This window comes from Bradyrhizobium sp. USDA 3650, from assembly GCF_054057395.1.
Window position 1 is genome coordinate 7,165,029 of the sequence record NZ_JBSRZG010000001.1, and the last position, 13,638, is coordinate 7,178,666.

The window sequence follows — 13,638 nt, forward strand, 5'->3', positions numbered from 1 at the left end:
GAAGCGGGTGCGCGGGAGGATCGGAGTGAAGCGCTATCGTCCGCATATTCTAGTCGTGACCGCGCTGGCGATCGTGCTGTCCACGGGGTGGCATGGTGCGCTTCGCAACGCGCTGACCGACCTGCGGTTCGGATGGCAATCGCGTGCCGCGAGCGGCAACGTCGTCGTGGTTGCCATTGACGCACCCTCGATCGACAAGATCGGGGTATGGCCCTGGCCGCGCCGGCTGCACGCGGAACTGTTGCACAGGTTAGAGGCCGCGGGGGCGCAGGACATCGCTTTCGATGTCGATTTCAGCTCGCCATCTGATCCGGCCTCCGACGAGACGTTCGTCAACGCATTGCGTGACGTCGGCGGCTCGACGATCCTGCCGTCCTTCAAGCAGCCGGCGCCGAATGGCGGCGCAGCTCACATCAATCGCCCCCTGAAGCCGTTTGGCAACCAGTCGTGGCCCGCGCTGGTCAATGTCGCCATCGAATCCGACGGGCTCGTTCGCCGATATCCGTTCGGCGAGAAGCTCGGCGATGCCCTGATGCCGTCAATGGCCGTCGTGCTGGCCGGGCAGGACGCCAATCGGCGGCCGCCTTTCCTGATCGATTTCAGCATTCGGGCGGGCTCCGTTCCGAGTGTCTCCTATGTCGACGTGCTCCGCGGCAACACGGCCACTCTCGATAAGCTGAGAGACAAGAAGGTCATCATTGGTGCGACGGCGCTCGAACTCGGCGACCGCTTCAGCGTTCCTAACGGGCGCATCATCTCCGGACCCATCCTCCAGGCGCTGGCGGCGGAATCGATCCTGCAGAACCGGATGCTGCGCTGGACTTCCGATACCGGAATGATCCTGGGTCTCGCGGTGATCTGCCTGCTGATGGTGTATTCGTGGCGCCGCTTCGCATCGGGAATTCGCGTCGCAATCCTGATCTCGGCCGGGGCGGCCTTCGAGCTGGTTGCGATCCTCGTTCAGGCAAGATGGCCCTTCATCATCGACACATCGCTGTTCCACATCGCGATTGTCGCTTATCTGACGGCAATCGCACTCGACGAAATCGATTTCCGCGGTCTGCTGGGGCGCATCGCCGAAAGCCGCTTTCATCGTATCGCGATGTCGCTCGGCGATGGCCTCGTCTGCACCGACGAAGGTCAGCTGATCACCGTGTGGAATCCCGGCGCCAGTGCGATCTTTGGTTATATGCCCGCCGAGATCATCGGCCGTCCGTTCGAAACGTTGTGCGCCGTGTCAGTGGACCGTGACGCGAGGCCGTCCATGCGAGATGCCGCGCGCCAGGCGCTCCTGGTTCCCGGCGGGGCGGTCGTCGTCGAGTTCGAAGGACGGCGCAAGAACGGTGAAATTTTCCCGGTCGAGGCGAGCTTCTCGGGCTGGCAGGGAACGGACGGCTTCCAGTACGGAGCCATCCTGCGCGATATCTCGGTCCGTAAGCGCGAGGCCGAACGCGTCAGATATCTCGCCGAGTACGACGCGCTGACCGGTCTGGTCAACCGCAACACGCTGCATGCCGGACTGGTCGACATGATTGCGGATGCGGGGCAGCGCCCTCGCGAGGTCGCACTACTCGTGATCGGGCTCGACGGCTTCCAGAGCATCAACGACATGCTGGGTCATTCCGCCGGAGATCTCGTGCTGCAGGCGGTCGCTGGTCGCCTGAAAGCCGAGGCGCGCGACGGCGCTGTCGTTGCCCGGCTTAGCGGAGACGAATTCGCCATTGCGCGCAAAGGCGCCGATGGCGACGAGCCGATCGCAGAGTTCGCCGAGCGCATCGCGCGCGCGTTCGAAGCGCCGCTTGCGACCGGCACGCGGCAGCATCGCGTCAGGATCAGCATCGGCGTCGCCGTCCATCCGGAAGGCGGACACAGCGCCGACGATCTCCTGAGCAACGGCCATCTTGCGTTGACCAAGGCAAAGCTGACGCGGCGCGGCGGTTATGTGGTCTTCGAGAGCGCGATCCGGCAGGAGCTGGAGAACCGGTTGACGCTTGAGAGTGAATTGGCGCTTGCCGCCGACCGCGGCGAGTTCGAGCTGTTCTACCAGCCCCAGGTTCGCCTGGTCGACGCCAGCTTGGTCGGAGCCGAAGCGCTCATCCGTTGGCGGCATCCCGTGCGCGGCTACGTTTCGCCGGGAGAGTTCATGCCGGTGGTCAATAGCTCAGCCCTGTCCGAGCGGATCGGAAACTGGGTGATGGAGACCGCCTGCCGGCAGGCACGCGCCTGGGAATTGTCCGGCGACAGAGTGCGGGTCGCGATCAATTTGTCGCCCTCGCAGATCCACTCCGGCGATCTCGCGCATTCGGTTGCGGGGATGCTCGAAGCGACGGGGCTCACGCCGTCGCTGCTCGAGCTCGAGGTCACCGAGGACATCCTGCTTCATGACGAAGCCCGCGTGCTCGACATGTTCAAACGCATCCAGCAGCTCGGCGTCCGCGTTCTGTTCGACGATTTCGGCACTGGCTATGCGAGCCTGAGCTATCTGAAGAAGTTTCCGCTCGACGGGCTCAAGATCGACCGGTCGTTCGTGCTCGGTCTGCTCGCGAACTCCGACGATGCCGCGATCGTCGGGTCGACCATCGGCCTCAGCAAACAGCTCGGACTGACGGTCGTGGCCGAGGGCATCGAGAATCGCGCTACGGCCGATTTCCTGGTGAGCATGGGATGCGAGGAAGGCCAAGGCTATTTCTTCGGCCGTCCGATGCCGGCGGAAGCATTCGAGCGGCAATTCCTCGCAGCCGAGTGCGAAGCCGTCAGCGCCGCCTGAACGGGGCCCGCTCGATTTCTAGCGCCGACGCGCGACCGCGACCCCGAACAGGAAAGCAACGAACAGGCTGGCGAGTGGCGCTTCGCGCGTGATCGCAGCGACGGTCGCGAGGGGCCGGCCCGGCTTTCGCGCTTCGTCGATAGCAGCGGTCATGCGGTCGACAGCTGCATGCAGGCCACCCGCGACTTCACCAATGGTGCGGGATACGTCCGTCGCGGCATCGATGGCGCGCTCGGCCATGCCGGGATGTGAGGTGGACTGCGGGATCTCCGTGCTCAAGTGCGCGACCTCCGGGCTGATCATGTGACGGAGGCCGATACCTTTGGCTATCCGCGCGAGCGCTCGTTCTGAACAGCGGGTCAGATGACCTTTGGCTATCCGCGACAGGCGCCGTGGTTTTTACGGCGGGTACCGGCCTTGAATGAGCAATTCGGCGCGCGGGCTTTTGTTCCGAAACGATGCGCCCCTGCGCGGACCGCCCCCGTGAAACGACGGATGCGAATCTCTGTTAGGCTGGCTCAATCTTGCTGATCTCAGGAGACAGCTGTGACCGACCGGACCACGACGGATCGAGCCCGGCGCATCGCCTTGCTCGGCGCTCCCATCGACATGGGGGCTTCGCAGCGCGGTACCCTGATGGGCCCTGCGGCGCTCCGCACCGCCGGCCTTGCGACATTGCTCGAGAGCCTGGATTTCGAGGTCGTCGATTGCGGCGATCTCTCCGTGGCCGAGCTCCGGGACCTCGCAGACCGCCCCCCGGACAAAGCCAATCACTACCGCGAAATCCAGCGATGGACGCGCGTGCTGAGCCGCAGAGGCTACGAGATCGCGAAAACCGGCGCGCTGCCGATTTTTCTCGGCGGCGATCATACGCTGTCGATGGGATCGGTGAATGCCATGGCTCGTCACTGGCAGGAGCGCGGACGCGAGCTGTTCGTGCTCTGGCTCGATGCCCATGCCGACTACAACACGCCAGAGACGACGATCACTGCCAACATGCACGGCATGTCGGCGGCATTCCTTTGCGGCGAACCCGGCCTCGATGGATTGCTCGGCGATGATCCGCGCGCCTCGATCGATCCCGACAGGCTCGACCTGTTCGGCGCGCGCTCGATCGACAAGCTCGAAAAGGAGTTGATGCGCTCGCGCCGGATCAGGGTTGTCGACATGCGCCAGATCGACGAATTCGGCGTCGCCGTGCTGATCCGCCGCGTCATAGAGCGCGTCAGGGCCAGCAACGGCGTACTGCATGTCAGCTTCGACGTCGATTTTCTCGACCCCTGCGTCGCACCTGGCGTGGGCACGACCGTGCCGGGTGGAGCGACCTATCGCGAGGCGCATCTGATCATGGAGCTCCTGCACGATTCCGGCGTAGTCGGTTCAGTCGACATCGTCGAGCTCAATCCGTTCCTCGACGAGCGCGGCCGCACCGCGCGCACCGCGGTCGAACTGATCGGCAGCCTGTTCGGCCAGCAGATCGCCGACCGGCCCACCCCGAGCAATGCGATCGCGCCGGGCGAGTGACGGACGAGCCGTTTGTGCGTTGCGAAGAAGAGAATTGCCGTCGCCGCCACCGGCTTTAGATCAGTCCAGATCGAAATCGCCTGTTTTTGAAACAGGTGCGAATTGCAAATGCTCGTCGCAGAATGTTTCATGCGGGTCGCGCTTCAACCGAGGATCCGCAAATGAGCCGCACGTTCGACGCCGCCGACAAACCCGCGGGGACGACCCGCCGCCGCTTTCTGCGCGGCAGTGCTGCGGTGGCGGGTGGTACGGTCCTGGGCGCCGGCGCATCGGTTGCCGCCGGGACCGACAACCTTCCACCCAACATTCCCGAATGGATGAAGGTGCCCGGCGAACCGACGGGGGGCCAGCTCTATGGCGCGCCATCGTCGTTCGAGAAGGGCGTCGTCAAGAACATCTCGAAGACTCTCAAGCAGTACATCTCGGCCTCCAGCCGGACGCCGTTGCAGGAGCTCGACGGCATCATCACGCCGAATGGACTGTTCTACGAGCGGCATCATGGCGGCGTTCCGGCCATCGATCCGGCCCAGCACCGGTTGATGCTGCACGGGCTGGTCGAGCGCCCGCTGATCTTCACAATGGACGATCTCAGGCGTTTCCCATCGGAATCGCGCGTCCACTTTCTCGAATGCTCCGGCAATCCCGGCTACAGCAAGCCTTACGGCAAGACCGCGTCGGACCTTGTGGGTCTGGTGAGTTGCGCAGAATGGACCGGCGTCAGCCTCAAGCTGGTGCTGCAAGAGGCCGGGCTGAAGCCGGAAGCCAAATGGGTCGTTGCCGAGGGAGCCGATGCGGCTGCGCTGACCCGCAGCATCCCGATCGAGAAATGCCTCGAGGACGCCATGCTGGTCTACAGCCAGAACGGGGAGCGGCTGCGCCCGCAGCAGGGCTATCCGCTGCGGCTGTTCCTGCCAGGCTTCGAGGGCAATATGAGCGTGAAGTGGCTGCGCCGCCTGCATGTGGCGGCTGAGCCGGTTTATTCGCGCGAGGAGACCTCGAAATACACCGACCTTCTGCCGGACGGCACCGCGCGTGAATTTTCGTTCTACATGGAGGCGAAGTCGATCATCACACGGCCCTCCGGCGGCCAACGTCTGAGCGCGCCCGGCTTCCACGAGATCACCGGCATCGCCTGGAGCGGGCATGGCAAGATCGCGCGCGTCGAAGTGTCCGTCGACGAGGGAAAAAGTTGGCAAAGCGCGCAATTGCAGGAGCCGGTGCTGACGCGTGCTCTCACGCGCTTCCGTTTGCCGTGGCGATGGGACGGCAAGCCTGCCGTGATTCAGAGCCGTGCCATCGACGAGACCGGCTATGTGCAGCCGACGCTCTCCGAGTTGCTCGCAGTGCGCGGCGAGAACTATTTCTACCACAACAACGCGATCTGGCCGTGGCGCATCGCGGCCGACGGCGAGGTGACCAATGCGCTGGCGTGAGACTTGCGGCATTGCTGTCGTCATCTTGCTGTGTGCGTTCGCGAGCGGAGCGCAAGCACAAAGCCTGTACGGCCTCGGACGCCCCGCGACAGCTGCGGAGATCGCGGGCTGGAATATCGACATCGGACGCGACGGCAGCAATCTGCCGAAGGGAAGTGGCTCGGTCAGCCATGGGCGCGAGGTGTTCGCCCAGCAATGTGCATCATGTCACGGCGACAAGGGCGAGGGCGGGCTCGGTGACCGGCTCGTCGGTGGGCAGGGCACGATCGCAACGCCAAAGCCGATCCGCACGGTCGGTAGCTATTGGCCGTATGCGCCGACGCTGTTCGACTACATCCGCCGCGCGATGCCGCAGAACGCGCCACAATCGCTGAGCGATGAGGAGGTTTATGCGGTCTCCGCGTACATCCTGAACCTGAATGGACTGGTAGGAGCGGATGCGACGCTCGATGCCAAGTCGCTTGCGGCTGTCAAAATGCCGAACCGCGACCGGTTCGTCGGCGATACCCGGCCGGATGTGAAACACTGAATGCCTTGTGGCGTTCAGGTTCCCTGCTTGGAACTTGCGTTGGCCATGGGCGGAACTCGCAGGACCCGATTGCATTAACCTGCGAGAGGAAAAACCTATGGATTCCACGATGGCAACGGATCGCTTCGCAAATTCCATGTCCTCAGCGCTTCGCCATCCCGGCGTGATTGCGTTGATTGTGGCCGCGGTGACGATTGCTGCGATGCTCATCGTCGATCACGGACCATGGAATCGGGCCAAGACGCAGCCCGCCCACGTTGCGATGTACGCAACCACGGGTGAAGCCGCGCGCGCCGCAGGCGCCGCAGTGCTCCCGACCGAACCGAAATCACCGATCGAGCCGGCGCGGCCGGGGCCAAAGACGTCCCCGACCGTCAATCCAGTGACGCCGTAAGACGCTCTAGCCCTTGCGGCCGTAGTTGAGCAATCCGCCGCTGGTCTTGGGCGGATGCGCGCGAAGGGCTTCCTCGTTCGGATCGGTGCCCCAGCCGGGCCGGTCCGGAATGATCAGATGGCCGTTCTGAATTTCAGGCTCATGCGTGAAAAGCTCGCGGTCCCACGCCAGGCGATCGATGTCGATCTCCATGATGCGCAGGTTCGGCACGGCGGCGCAGAAATGCGCGTTCATCATCGAGCAAAGATGACCGTAGAAATTATGTGGCGCAACGTTGACTTCGAACGCTTCCGCAGCGGCTGCGATCTTCATCGACTGCCAGACGCCGTTCCAGGGCGTGTCGATGATTGCGACGTCCATGGCCTGTTCGCGGAAATAGGGCAGGAATTCCCGCAAGCCCAATAGCGTTTCGCAGGACGAGATCGGATGCGGACTTTGCCTGCGGATGTAACCGAGCGCTTCCGGATTGAAACTGTCGATCTCGATCCAGAACATGTCGAGGTCCGCAATGGTGCGCAGGATCTCCAGATAGCCCTCGGTCTTGGCGTTGAAGTTGCAGTCTAGCAGGATGTCGACATCAGGGCCTGCCCCGTCGCGGATCGCTTCCAGATGCATGCGCAGGTCGCGCAGGATCTTGCGATCGACGTTGATTTCGGGGGCGAAGGGCGAGCCGAAGCCCGGTCGCCAACCGGTTGGCTTGCCGTCGTCGTAGGAGAAAATGTTGGTCTTGAGCGCGGTGAACTTGTTCTCGCGGACCTCGCGTCCTATTGCCTTGACGCCGTCGAGGTTCTCGATCGGCGGTTTGTACCAGGACGGATGATTGATCCGCCACGTCGCGCAATGCGACCAATAGACCCTGACACGGTCGCGGATCTTGCCGCCGAGCAGTTCGTAGCAGGGCACACCGAGACACTTCGCCTTGGCATCGAGCAGCGCATTCTCGATCGCGCCGAGCGCCTGCGCCACCACGCCGCCGGCGGCGGGACGCGTGGCCGCGAACAGCTCTGCGTAGATGCGCTCGTGCCGGAAGACGTTCTGCCCGACGACGCGCGCGGACAGGCGCTGGATCGCAGCGCCGACGCCAGGCGAGCCGAAGCCCTCGTCGAACTCGCTCCATCCGACGATGCCGTCCTCGGTCGTCAGCTTGACGAAGTGGTAGTTTCGCCAGCCGGCGTCGCAGGCGAGAATTTCGAGGCTCGTTGCTTTTGATGATCTGGTCATGTCGCTCCCTGTGACCCGGCTGGGTCCTTTTTTTGCTTTGGCCGGCTCGCAAGCCCCGCTCCAGCCGCAACTGTTAAGCTAATGGCCCTGCGCAGTGAAGCCCGGGGAGCTGCGCCGGGGACGCTTTGCCGCCTTTCTTCGGCGGGAAAGGTCGGGGGATTCCGGTCGGGACAGCCATGATCTTTCCCGGGATCGTCCTGAAAAGGGACCATGCTTTGACGTTTTTGGCCACAATCGGGATCGACCCTCCGGCCATGAGATTTCTGGCTGTGATTTCGATCCTGGCGCTGCTCACGATGGGTGGAGCCGCCATTTCCGATCAGTTTCTGAAGGCCGATCAGCACGCCGCGCACGGGGTGGAATAGCGCGACGGGCGTAAACGTTTTTTGTCTTGGGGGAGACAGCGATGCTTTCGATCGACCAGTTCCTGCGCTTCATCAGCGTGCCGGCTGTGTTCGCGGCCCTCGTCATCGCCTCGCAGATATCGGCCGCCTTGTCGCAAGGTTAGTGAAAGGCTAGTCAGCCGATCAATGACGAGCCGAGCAGAGCGAGCACGGCCAGCGCCATCAACGCGGTGCCGAGCCAGCCCAGCGCGACGAGCCATGACCGGCCCTTGAAGCGGCCCATGATCGCCTTGCTCGACACGATCAGCATCATCATGGCCATGATCGGAACGGCGACGATGCCGTTGAGCACGGCGCTCCAGACCAGCATGTGGATCGAGTCGATCCCGGTGAACCCTAGGCCGAAGCCGATCGCGGTCGCCGCGGCGATGATGGTGTAGAAGCCGACCGCCTCGTCGGGCTTCGCCTCCAGCGTCGCGCGCCAGCCGAAGATCTCCGCCACGCCGTAAGCGGCCGAGCCCGCCAGCACTGGAATCGCGAGCAGGCGCGGTGCCGATGATGCCGGTCGCGAACAGGGCGAAGGTGAAGTCGCCGGCGAGCGGCCGCAGCGCTTCGGCGGCCTCCGTCGCCGAATTGATGTTGGTGACGCCATTCGCGTGCAGCACCGAGGCGGTGGTGAGGATGATGAAGAAGGCGATGCCGTTGGAGAGCAGCATGCCGGAGAGGGTGTCGGCCCGGATGCGCGCCAGCTCCGGACTGCCGCCGCGCTTCAGCTCGCGCAGCGGCTTGTCGCGCTTGCCCTGGTTCATCTCCTCGACCTCCTGCGAGGCCTGCCAGAAGAACAGATACGGGCTGATCGTGGTGCCGAGCACGGCAACGACCATCATGAAATAATCGGCGCTGACATTCGTCTTCGGCCACACCGCCGCGAGCAGGGCCGTGCTCCACGGGATCTCGACCGTGAAGGCGGTCGCGACATAGGCGAACAGCGCCAAGGTGAGAAATTTCAGCACCGGCGAATAGCGCCGATAGGGCAGGAACACCTGCAGCAGGGTCGAGCCCGCCGCGAAGATCAGCGCGTGCTCGTGGTTGAGGCCGCCGATTACCAGCGAGAGCGCCTCCGCCATCGCCGCGATGTCGGCGGCGATGTTGAAGGTGTTGGCGGCAACGAGCATGGCGACGAGCGACAGCACCGCCCAGCGCGGCGCGATCTGCATGATGTTGGCGGCGAGCCCCTTGCCGGTGACGCGGCCGATCCGGGCGCTGACGAGCTGGATGGCGATCATGAACGGCGTGGTCAGAAACACCGTCCAGAGCAGTCCGTAACCGAATTGCGCGCCGGCCTGCGAATAGGTGGCGATGCCGGACGGATCGTCGTCGGCGGCCCCGGTGACGAGACCCGGTCCCAGCCTCTGCAATAGCGTCGGCGCGGATTTCGTGGGGGTGAGGGCATCGTCGGTCATGACAGGAGGGGTCCGGTCGGTCGCGTCCTTCACAAATGCTAATGATGGAACAAGGTTCCCGGGCCAGCGGCAACGGGCTCCTCGCTGATTTCTGATAAAGCTAATCGCCTTTGACTCGTCGGGCAAAACACCTGTATAAGTGCATCATCGCAGAATATTCGGTGTCGCCTTCGCATCCCCGGCGCGACCGGCCCGCCATGGAGACCGTCGCGCAGTCCGCAGTCCGCAACCCGCGCACGGACACGGCGAGACGTTTGTCCCCCAAGCGCGTGCGTCGGGATTACTTGATGCTGACGAACATGCCCCAGGCGCCGGCCAGCGCGGCGCCGGAAAAGACGATCAGCGGGTTGTCGCAGAACGCGCTGCCATAGGTGCACATGGTAACGCCGAACGAGCCGATCTCGTGATGGCTCGCGGAGTAGAACAGTCCCGACAGCACCAGCAACGCGGCGGCGACGACATACATCGACGATCTCTCCGAGCCATCCCCGTTGCGTCTGTCGCAAGGGACATGTTCCAGCATGGCGCGAACCCCTTGCATCCTGCCGAATCCGCCCTGCTGCATTTGAACTAAAGTCGATCTTTCCCGCGAGATGCTGTCGTCGTCAGCTGCAGACCGTGCGCAATCTGCACGTGTGATCGGAATCGGAACAGCTGCGCGGGAACTCCGGGACGTGCTCTTCATTAAGAAACATGAACAGTTGGACCAATCCAGGGGAGTGGCCCATGGGAGCCGAGCGGATGCACCCTCCGCGGTACTGGCGGATGCGGGCGGAAGAATTCCGCACCAAGGCCGACAATTGCGAATACCCCGAGACGCGGGACGTGCTGCGCAAGGTGGCGGAAAATTACGACGAGCTGGCCCGCCGCGCCGCGCGCATCTGCACACTCGAGAGCCTGGACGAACTGCGGGGGGGGGACCCGTCAACACCAAGCCGGCTTGATCGTTCAGGACAAGCCCGCTTGATGGTTCAGGACGAAGCCGACGACAAGCGCGCGCGATCATGGGGCGCCTAGGCCCTCGCTTCCAAGAGAAGCACCGCCCGCGCCATTGGAACGAATGTCCACTTTGGCACTTAGGAACTCAGTCCTCCAATGAGGAATGAGATGAGCAGTGAACAGCAAGGCCCGGCAACGAGGCCGGATCAGCATTTCAAGCCGGGGCCGGCCTGCCCCAAATGCGAGAGGGGCACGCGCTGCCTGACCTCGATCTTCGACGTGAGGCGCGATTGCTCGATCGTGATCTATCGCTGCGACTCGTGCCGCGAGGACGTCTGGATCTGAGCGAGCGCCGTCGTCGGCCCATCTGCGGGACGCCCCATCGCAGATCTCAGAACAACGTCCGATAGGAACTTCGCCTGTTGCGCTCGCTTGTCGCCTGCATCGACCACGCAAGGCGAGACAGCTTCCGACCATGCAATCACGCTACCCGTTGTTGAAGAAGTGGACAGCGGAAGAGCACGAGCGGCTGAAGGCGTTGGCCGAAGCCGGCTGGCGGCCGGACGCGATCGCCGGCGAGCTTGGTCGCAGCGAAGCCGCCGTGGGCGCGCCTGGCAGCACGGCATCGCGCTGCGGCTCGTCACGCAGAAGCGCGGACCCTGAAAACGGCCCGCCTCTCTCGTCAAATGGCGACTGAAACATCCAGCCGCTGGAGTCCCGCAACCTGCGGCAGCGACATGAAGCCCGGTTTGGCGAAATAGTAACCCTGGAACAGCGCGATCCCGGCGGCTCGCAAGGAAGTGAGCTCGGCCTCGCTCTCGACGCCTTCGGCCAGCACGGTGATGTCGAGCTCGCGCGCGATCGCGGCCACCGCGGAGACGATCACCTGCTTGGGATGGCTGAGCTGAATGTCTCGCACGAGCTCCATGTCGATCTTGATCAGGTTCGGCTGCAACCGGGCGAGCAGGCTGAGGCCGGCATAGCCCGCGCCGAAATCGTCCAGTGCGGTCCAGAACCCGAATTCCTTGTAGGCGCGGACGATGTTTTCGATATGCGCCGGATCTGACATCCGCTCGTTCTCGGTGAACTCGAACATCAGCTTCGAGGTCGGAAAGCTCGCGCGCCGCGCGGCCTCCAGCGATTTCTGGATGCAGGCGCGCGGCTCGTACACCGCGTTCGGCAGGAAGTTGATCGAGAGCCGCGCCTCCGGGTCGTCGAACAGCGCGCCTGCGGTTTCGATCGCCAGCACGCGGGCGGCCTGGTCGAAGCGGTAGAGCTGCTGGTCGGTGAGCTGGCTGAGGACGCTATGCGCACTTTCGCCGTTCGGACCGCGCACCAGGGCCTCATAGCCCCAGATCCGGTGTTCGACGACATTGACGATCGGCTGAAACGCCATCTTGAACTGGAACGGGAGCTCGGTCCCGTCGGCACATCCCGCACATTTCACAGCCATCACGCGAACCCCACGTCCTCTCAAGCGCCGCGGGAAAAACTAGGTGGCAGGCGTTAAGGAACAGCGAAGAGCAGAACGATAGAAACCTCCTGCTCTGTCCCGCGTTTGCGCGCATGGCGAACCGAGACAGCAGGCAGCGGCCGATGTGTGCCGCGTGCAACAAGCCCATGACATTCATCGACGCGGTCAGTTCACCCGAGGGGGCGATTGCCATCTTCCGGTGTTCCGGCTGCAACAAGCTGTCCTGGGAGAAGCCGATGCGAGACCAGAACGCGGGCTCGGGTTGAATTTTCGCGGGCGGAGAAACGGCCCCAGCCCGGGGGGGCGAGCTGAGGCCGTTGGGGAGGTGCCGGTCGTGCATCCGGACCGACGCCCGAATAACTTCTTCATCCCAAAAGCTGTTCCTAATTTGCTGGCGCGCCCCCGACGAAACACGCCTGAAACAGTGCTGAAACCAGATAGTCTCGAACGCCCCGCCCGCTGGCCCCGACCAACCTAGCGAAAAGGAGATCATCATGATCGAGGTTGGTTCGAAGGAAGAAGTCGCGTTCTTGCTGGCGCTGTTCGGCACTCACACCCAGCCGGTCAAGCGGCCGGCGAAATCGCGGCAGGCGTGAGGCGCTGATCCCATGCCAGGTTTGGCCGAATGCCAGAGCCTCTTGCGGCTTCTGATCGCAAGGGGCGACCCGAAGGCCATCCCGCTCGCAAAGGGCGCCATCGATCAATATCTGAACACGGCGCCGGTCTGCATGCGTGGCCGCGGGCTGCGCGTGCTCCAGCGCGACGCGCTCGACCAGCATGGGACCGCGGTCGGCGTGCAGCGCTCGTTCGCCGAAACGGTGGATGCCTATATCGTCGGGAAGCTTGCGGAGGAGTGAAGGGCCGAATGTCGTTTCGCCCCTGTCGCTTCGCACCTGTCGCTTTCGCTTCAAGGAAAGACACGAACGCGGCAAGCGATGCTGCCGCGTTCGATTTGGTCATCGTATCCTGAGCCCGGCTCCCGCGATTACTGGGTCGGCGGCAGCACGGCCTGCGTGGTCTGCTGCGGCAGGTTGGTGTAGGTCGCGCTTTCCTTGGTGCAGATATCCCTGAACACCACGACGCCGGCCTGCGGATATTCCTTCACGAGGCAGTTGCAGTTGTTGTTGACCACCGGAGCGGGCGCAGCCGCTGCGACCGGTGCCGCAACCACGGTGGCGGGCCGCTGCACGACGACCGTCTTTTCCACCACCTGCGGCGTCGGAACGTACACCGGCCTGTTCACGACCACCGGATACTGGACCGGCCGGACCACGACCTGCGGCGGGATATAGACCGGCGGCGCGGGCCGCGGATAGACGACGACCTGGGGCATCGGCCGGGGGCCGGGATAGACGACCGGGCGCTGGCCGCCGTTGCCGCCATAGCCGTTGAAATGGGGACCGAATTGGGGCCGGGCCTGCGGCGCGTTGCCATACTGTCCGTTCTCGCCCCAGCCGGCCTGCGCCGAGCTGCTCGCAACGCCTGCCGCAACACTGGCCAACACGATCGCTGCCGCCATCTTCGTGATCATCAAGGTCTTCGTCATGGTC

The 13,638-nt window shown here is 63.9% G+C and carries 15 protein-coding genes and 1 pseudogene; 10 read left to right on the top strand and 6 right to left on the bottom strand.

Annotated features, from left to right (window positions below; genetic code table 11):
* The first annotated feature begins 25 nt into the window (after positions 1 to 25).
* Entirely contained in the window at positions 26 to 2,767 is a 2,742-nt protein-coding gene (locus ACVIN2_RS33700) for an EAL domain-containing protein (RefSeq protein WP_456768902.1), read from the top strand.
* Positions 2,768 to 2,785: 18 nt separating this feature from the next.
* Here the strand turns inward: ACVIN2_RS33700 and ACVIN2_RS33705 are convergent, their stop codons facing one another.
* Positions 2,786 to 3,070 carry a hypothetical protein gene (locus ACVIN2_RS33705; RefSeq protein ID WP_456768903.1) on the bottom strand — a complete coding sequence of 95 codons (285 nt, stop codon included), beginning with the start codon at positions 3,068 to 3,070 and terminating at the stop codon, positions 2,786 to 2,788.
* 243 nt (positions 3,071 to 3,313) lie between these two features.
* Here ACVIN2_RS33705 and rocF point away from each other — a divergent pair, with 243 nt between their 5' ends.
* The 4 genes from rocF to ACVIN2_RS33725 all read left to right on the top strand — a co-directional run bounded on the left by rocF (position 3,314) and on the right by ACVIN2_RS33725 (position 6,647).
* A complete protein-coding gene (rocF, locus tag ACVIN2_RS33710; RefSeq protein ID WP_456768904.1) occupies positions 3,314 to 4,291 on the top strand; it encodes an arginase in 978 nt (325 codons plus the stop codon).
* A 161-nt stretch (positions 4,292 to 4,452) separates the two neighbouring features.
* The gene (soxC, locus tag ACVIN2_RS33715) at positions 4,453 to 5,724 is read left to right on the top strand and encodes a sulfite dehydrogenase (protein ID WP_456768905.1); all 1,272 of its coding nucleotides are present in this window, start codon (positions 4,453 to 4,455) and stop codon (positions 5,722 to 5,724) included.
* Entirely contained in the window at positions 5,711 to 6,253 is a 543-nt protein-coding gene (locus ACVIN2_RS33720) for a c-type cytochrome (RefSeq protein ID WP_247436811.1), read from the top strand. The genes soxC and ACVIN2_RS33720 overlap by 14 nt, the downstream gene beginning before the upstream one ends.
* 97 nt (positions 6,254 to 6,350) lie before the next feature.
* Positions 6,351 to 6,647 carry a hypothetical protein gene (locus ACVIN2_RS33725; protein WP_456768906.1) on the top strand — a complete coding sequence of 99 codons (297 nt, stop codon included), beginning with the start codon at positions 6,351 to 6,353 and terminating at the stop codon, positions 6,645 to 6,647.
* A 6-nt stretch (positions 6,648 to 6,653) separates the two neighbouring features.
* On the opposite strand, the gene ACVIN2_RS33730 is transcribed toward ACVIN2_RS33725, so the two are convergent.
* Positions 6,654 to 7,868 carry a mandelate racemase/muconate lactonizing enzyme family protein gene (locus ACVIN2_RS33730; protein ID WP_456768907.1) on the bottom strand — a complete coding sequence of 405 codons (1,215 nt, stop codon included), beginning with the start codon at positions 7,866 to 7,868 and terminating at the stop codon, positions 6,654 to 6,656.
* 176 nt (positions 7,869 to 8,044) lie between these two features.
* On the opposite strand from ACVIN2_RS33730, the gene ACVIN2_RS33735 reads away from it, so the two are divergent.
* Positions 8,045 to 8,233 carry a hypothetical protein gene (locus ACVIN2_RS33735; protein WP_456768908.1) on the top strand — a complete coding sequence of 63 codons (189 nt, stop codon included), beginning with the start codon at positions 8,045 to 8,047 and terminating at the stop codon, positions 8,231 to 8,233.
* 154 nt (positions 8,234 to 8,387) lie between these two features.
* Here ACVIN2_RS33735 and ACVIN2_RS33740 read toward each other — a convergent pair.
* Positions 8,388 to 9,675, bottom strand: a pseudogene (locus ACVIN2_RS33740) (NRAMP family divalent metal transporter).
* A 280-nt stretch (positions 9,676 to 9,955) separates the two neighbouring features.
* Positions 9,956 to 10,141 carry a hypothetical protein gene (locus ACVIN2_RS33745; protein ID WP_007612773.1) on the bottom strand — a complete coding sequence of 62 codons (186 nt, stop codon included), beginning with the start codon at positions 10,139 to 10,141 and terminating at the stop codon, positions 9,956 to 9,958.
* A gap of 260 nt (positions 10,142 to 10,401) precedes the next feature.
* Between ACVIN2_RS33745 and ACVIN2_RS33750 the strand changes: the two genes are divergently transcribed.
* From ACVIN2_RS33750 to ACVIN2_RS33760, 3 genes are all read left to right on the top strand, one after another.
* A complete protein-coding gene (locus ACVIN2_RS33750) occupies positions 10,402 to 10,692 on the top strand; it encodes a hypothetical protein (RefSeq protein ID WP_456768909.1) in 291 nt (96 codons plus the stop codon).
* Between the two features lie 90 nt (positions 10,693 to 10,782).
* Positions 10,783 to 10,959, top strand: coding sequence for a hypothetical protein (locus tag ACVIN2_RS33755; protein WP_456768910.1), 177 nt, complete (start codon positions 10,783 to 10,785; stop codon positions 10,957 to 10,959).
* Between the two features lie 130 nt (positions 10,960 to 11,089).
* Entirely contained in the window at positions 11,090 to 11,311 is a 222-nt protein-coding gene (locus tag ACVIN2_RS33760; protein WP_456768911.1) for a hypothetical protein, read from the top strand.
* Here ACVIN2_RS33760 and ACVIN2_RS33765 read toward each other — a convergent pair.
* A complete protein-coding gene (locus ACVIN2_RS33765) occupies positions 11,297 to 12,067 on the bottom strand; it encodes an EAL domain-containing protein (RefSeq protein ID WP_456768912.1) in 771 nt (256 codons plus the stop codon). The genes ACVIN2_RS33760 and ACVIN2_RS33765 overlap by 15 nt on opposite strands.
* A 629-nt stretch (positions 12,068 to 12,696) precedes the next feature.
* Between ACVIN2_RS33765 and ACVIN2_RS33770 the strand changes: the two genes are divergently transcribed.
* Positions 12,697 to 12,945: a hypothetical protein gene (locus ACVIN2_RS33770; RefSeq protein WP_456768913.1), complete on the top strand. Its 249-nt coding sequence runs from the start codon at positions 12,697 to 12,699 to the stop codon at positions 12,943 to 12,945.
* A 128-nt stretch (positions 12,946 to 13,073) separates the two neighbouring features.
* Here the strand turns inward: ACVIN2_RS33770 and ACVIN2_RS33775 are convergent, their stop codons facing one another.
* Positions 13,074 to 13,634 carry a hypothetical protein gene (locus ACVIN2_RS33775; RefSeq protein ID WP_027566625.1) on the bottom strand — a complete coding sequence of 187 codons (561 nt, stop codon included), beginning with the start codon at positions 13,632 to 13,634 and terminating at the stop codon, positions 13,074 to 13,076.
* Positions 13,635 to 13,638: the final 4 nt, after the last annotated feature.

Coding starts and splice junctions, on each gene's coding strand:
- ACVIN2_RS33705 (WP_456768903.1), bottom strand. CDS start 3,070: ATGATCAGCCCGGAGGTCGCGCACTTGAGCACGGAGATCCCGCAGTCC.
- soxC (WP_456768905.1), top strand. CDS start 4,453: ATGAGCCGCACGTTCGACGCCGCCGACAAACCCGCGGGGACGACCCGC.
- ACVIN2_RS33720 (WP_247436811.1), top strand. CDS start 5,711: ATGCGCTGGCGTGAGACTTGCGGCATTGCTGTCGTCATCTTGCTGTGT.
- ACVIN2_RS33725 (WP_456768906.1), top strand. CDS start 6,351: ATGGATTCCACGATGGCAACGGATCGCTTCGCAAATTCCATGTCCTCA.
- ACVIN2_RS33730 (WP_456768907.1), bottom strand. CDS start 7,868: ATGACCAGATCATCAAAAGCAACGAGCCTCGAAATTCTCGCCTGCGAC.
- ACVIN2_RS33735 (WP_456768908.1), top strand. CDS start 8,045: ATGATCTTTCCCGGGATCGTCCTGAAAAGGGACCATGCTTTGACGTTT.
- ACVIN2_RS33745 (WP_007612773.1), bottom strand. CDS start 10,141: ATGTATGTCGTCGCCGCCGCGTTGCTGGTGCTGTCGGGACTGTTCTAC.
- ACVIN2_RS33750 (WP_456768909.1), top strand. CDS start 10,402: ATGGGAGCCGAGCGGATGCACCCTCCGCGGTACTGGCGGATGCGGGCG.
- ACVIN2_RS33755 (WP_456768910.1), top strand. CDS start 10,783: ATGAGCAGTGAACAGCAAGGCCCGGCAACGAGGCCGGATCAGCATTTC.
- ACVIN2_RS33760 (WP_456768911.1), top strand. CDS start 11,090: ATGCAATCACGCTACCCGTTGTTGAAGAAGTGGACAGCGGAAGAGCAC.
- ACVIN2_RS33765 (WP_456768912.1), bottom strand. CDS start 12,067: ATGGCTGTGAAATGTGCGGGATGTGCCGACGGGACCGAGCTCCCGTTC.
- ACVIN2_RS33770 (WP_456768913.1), top strand. CDS start 12,697: ATGCCAGGTTTGGCCGAATGCCAGAGCCTCTTGCGGCTTCTGATCGCA.
- ACVIN2_RS33775 (WP_027566625.1), bottom strand. CDS start 13,634: ATGACGAAGACCTTGATGATCACGAAGATGGCGGCAGCGATCGTGTTG.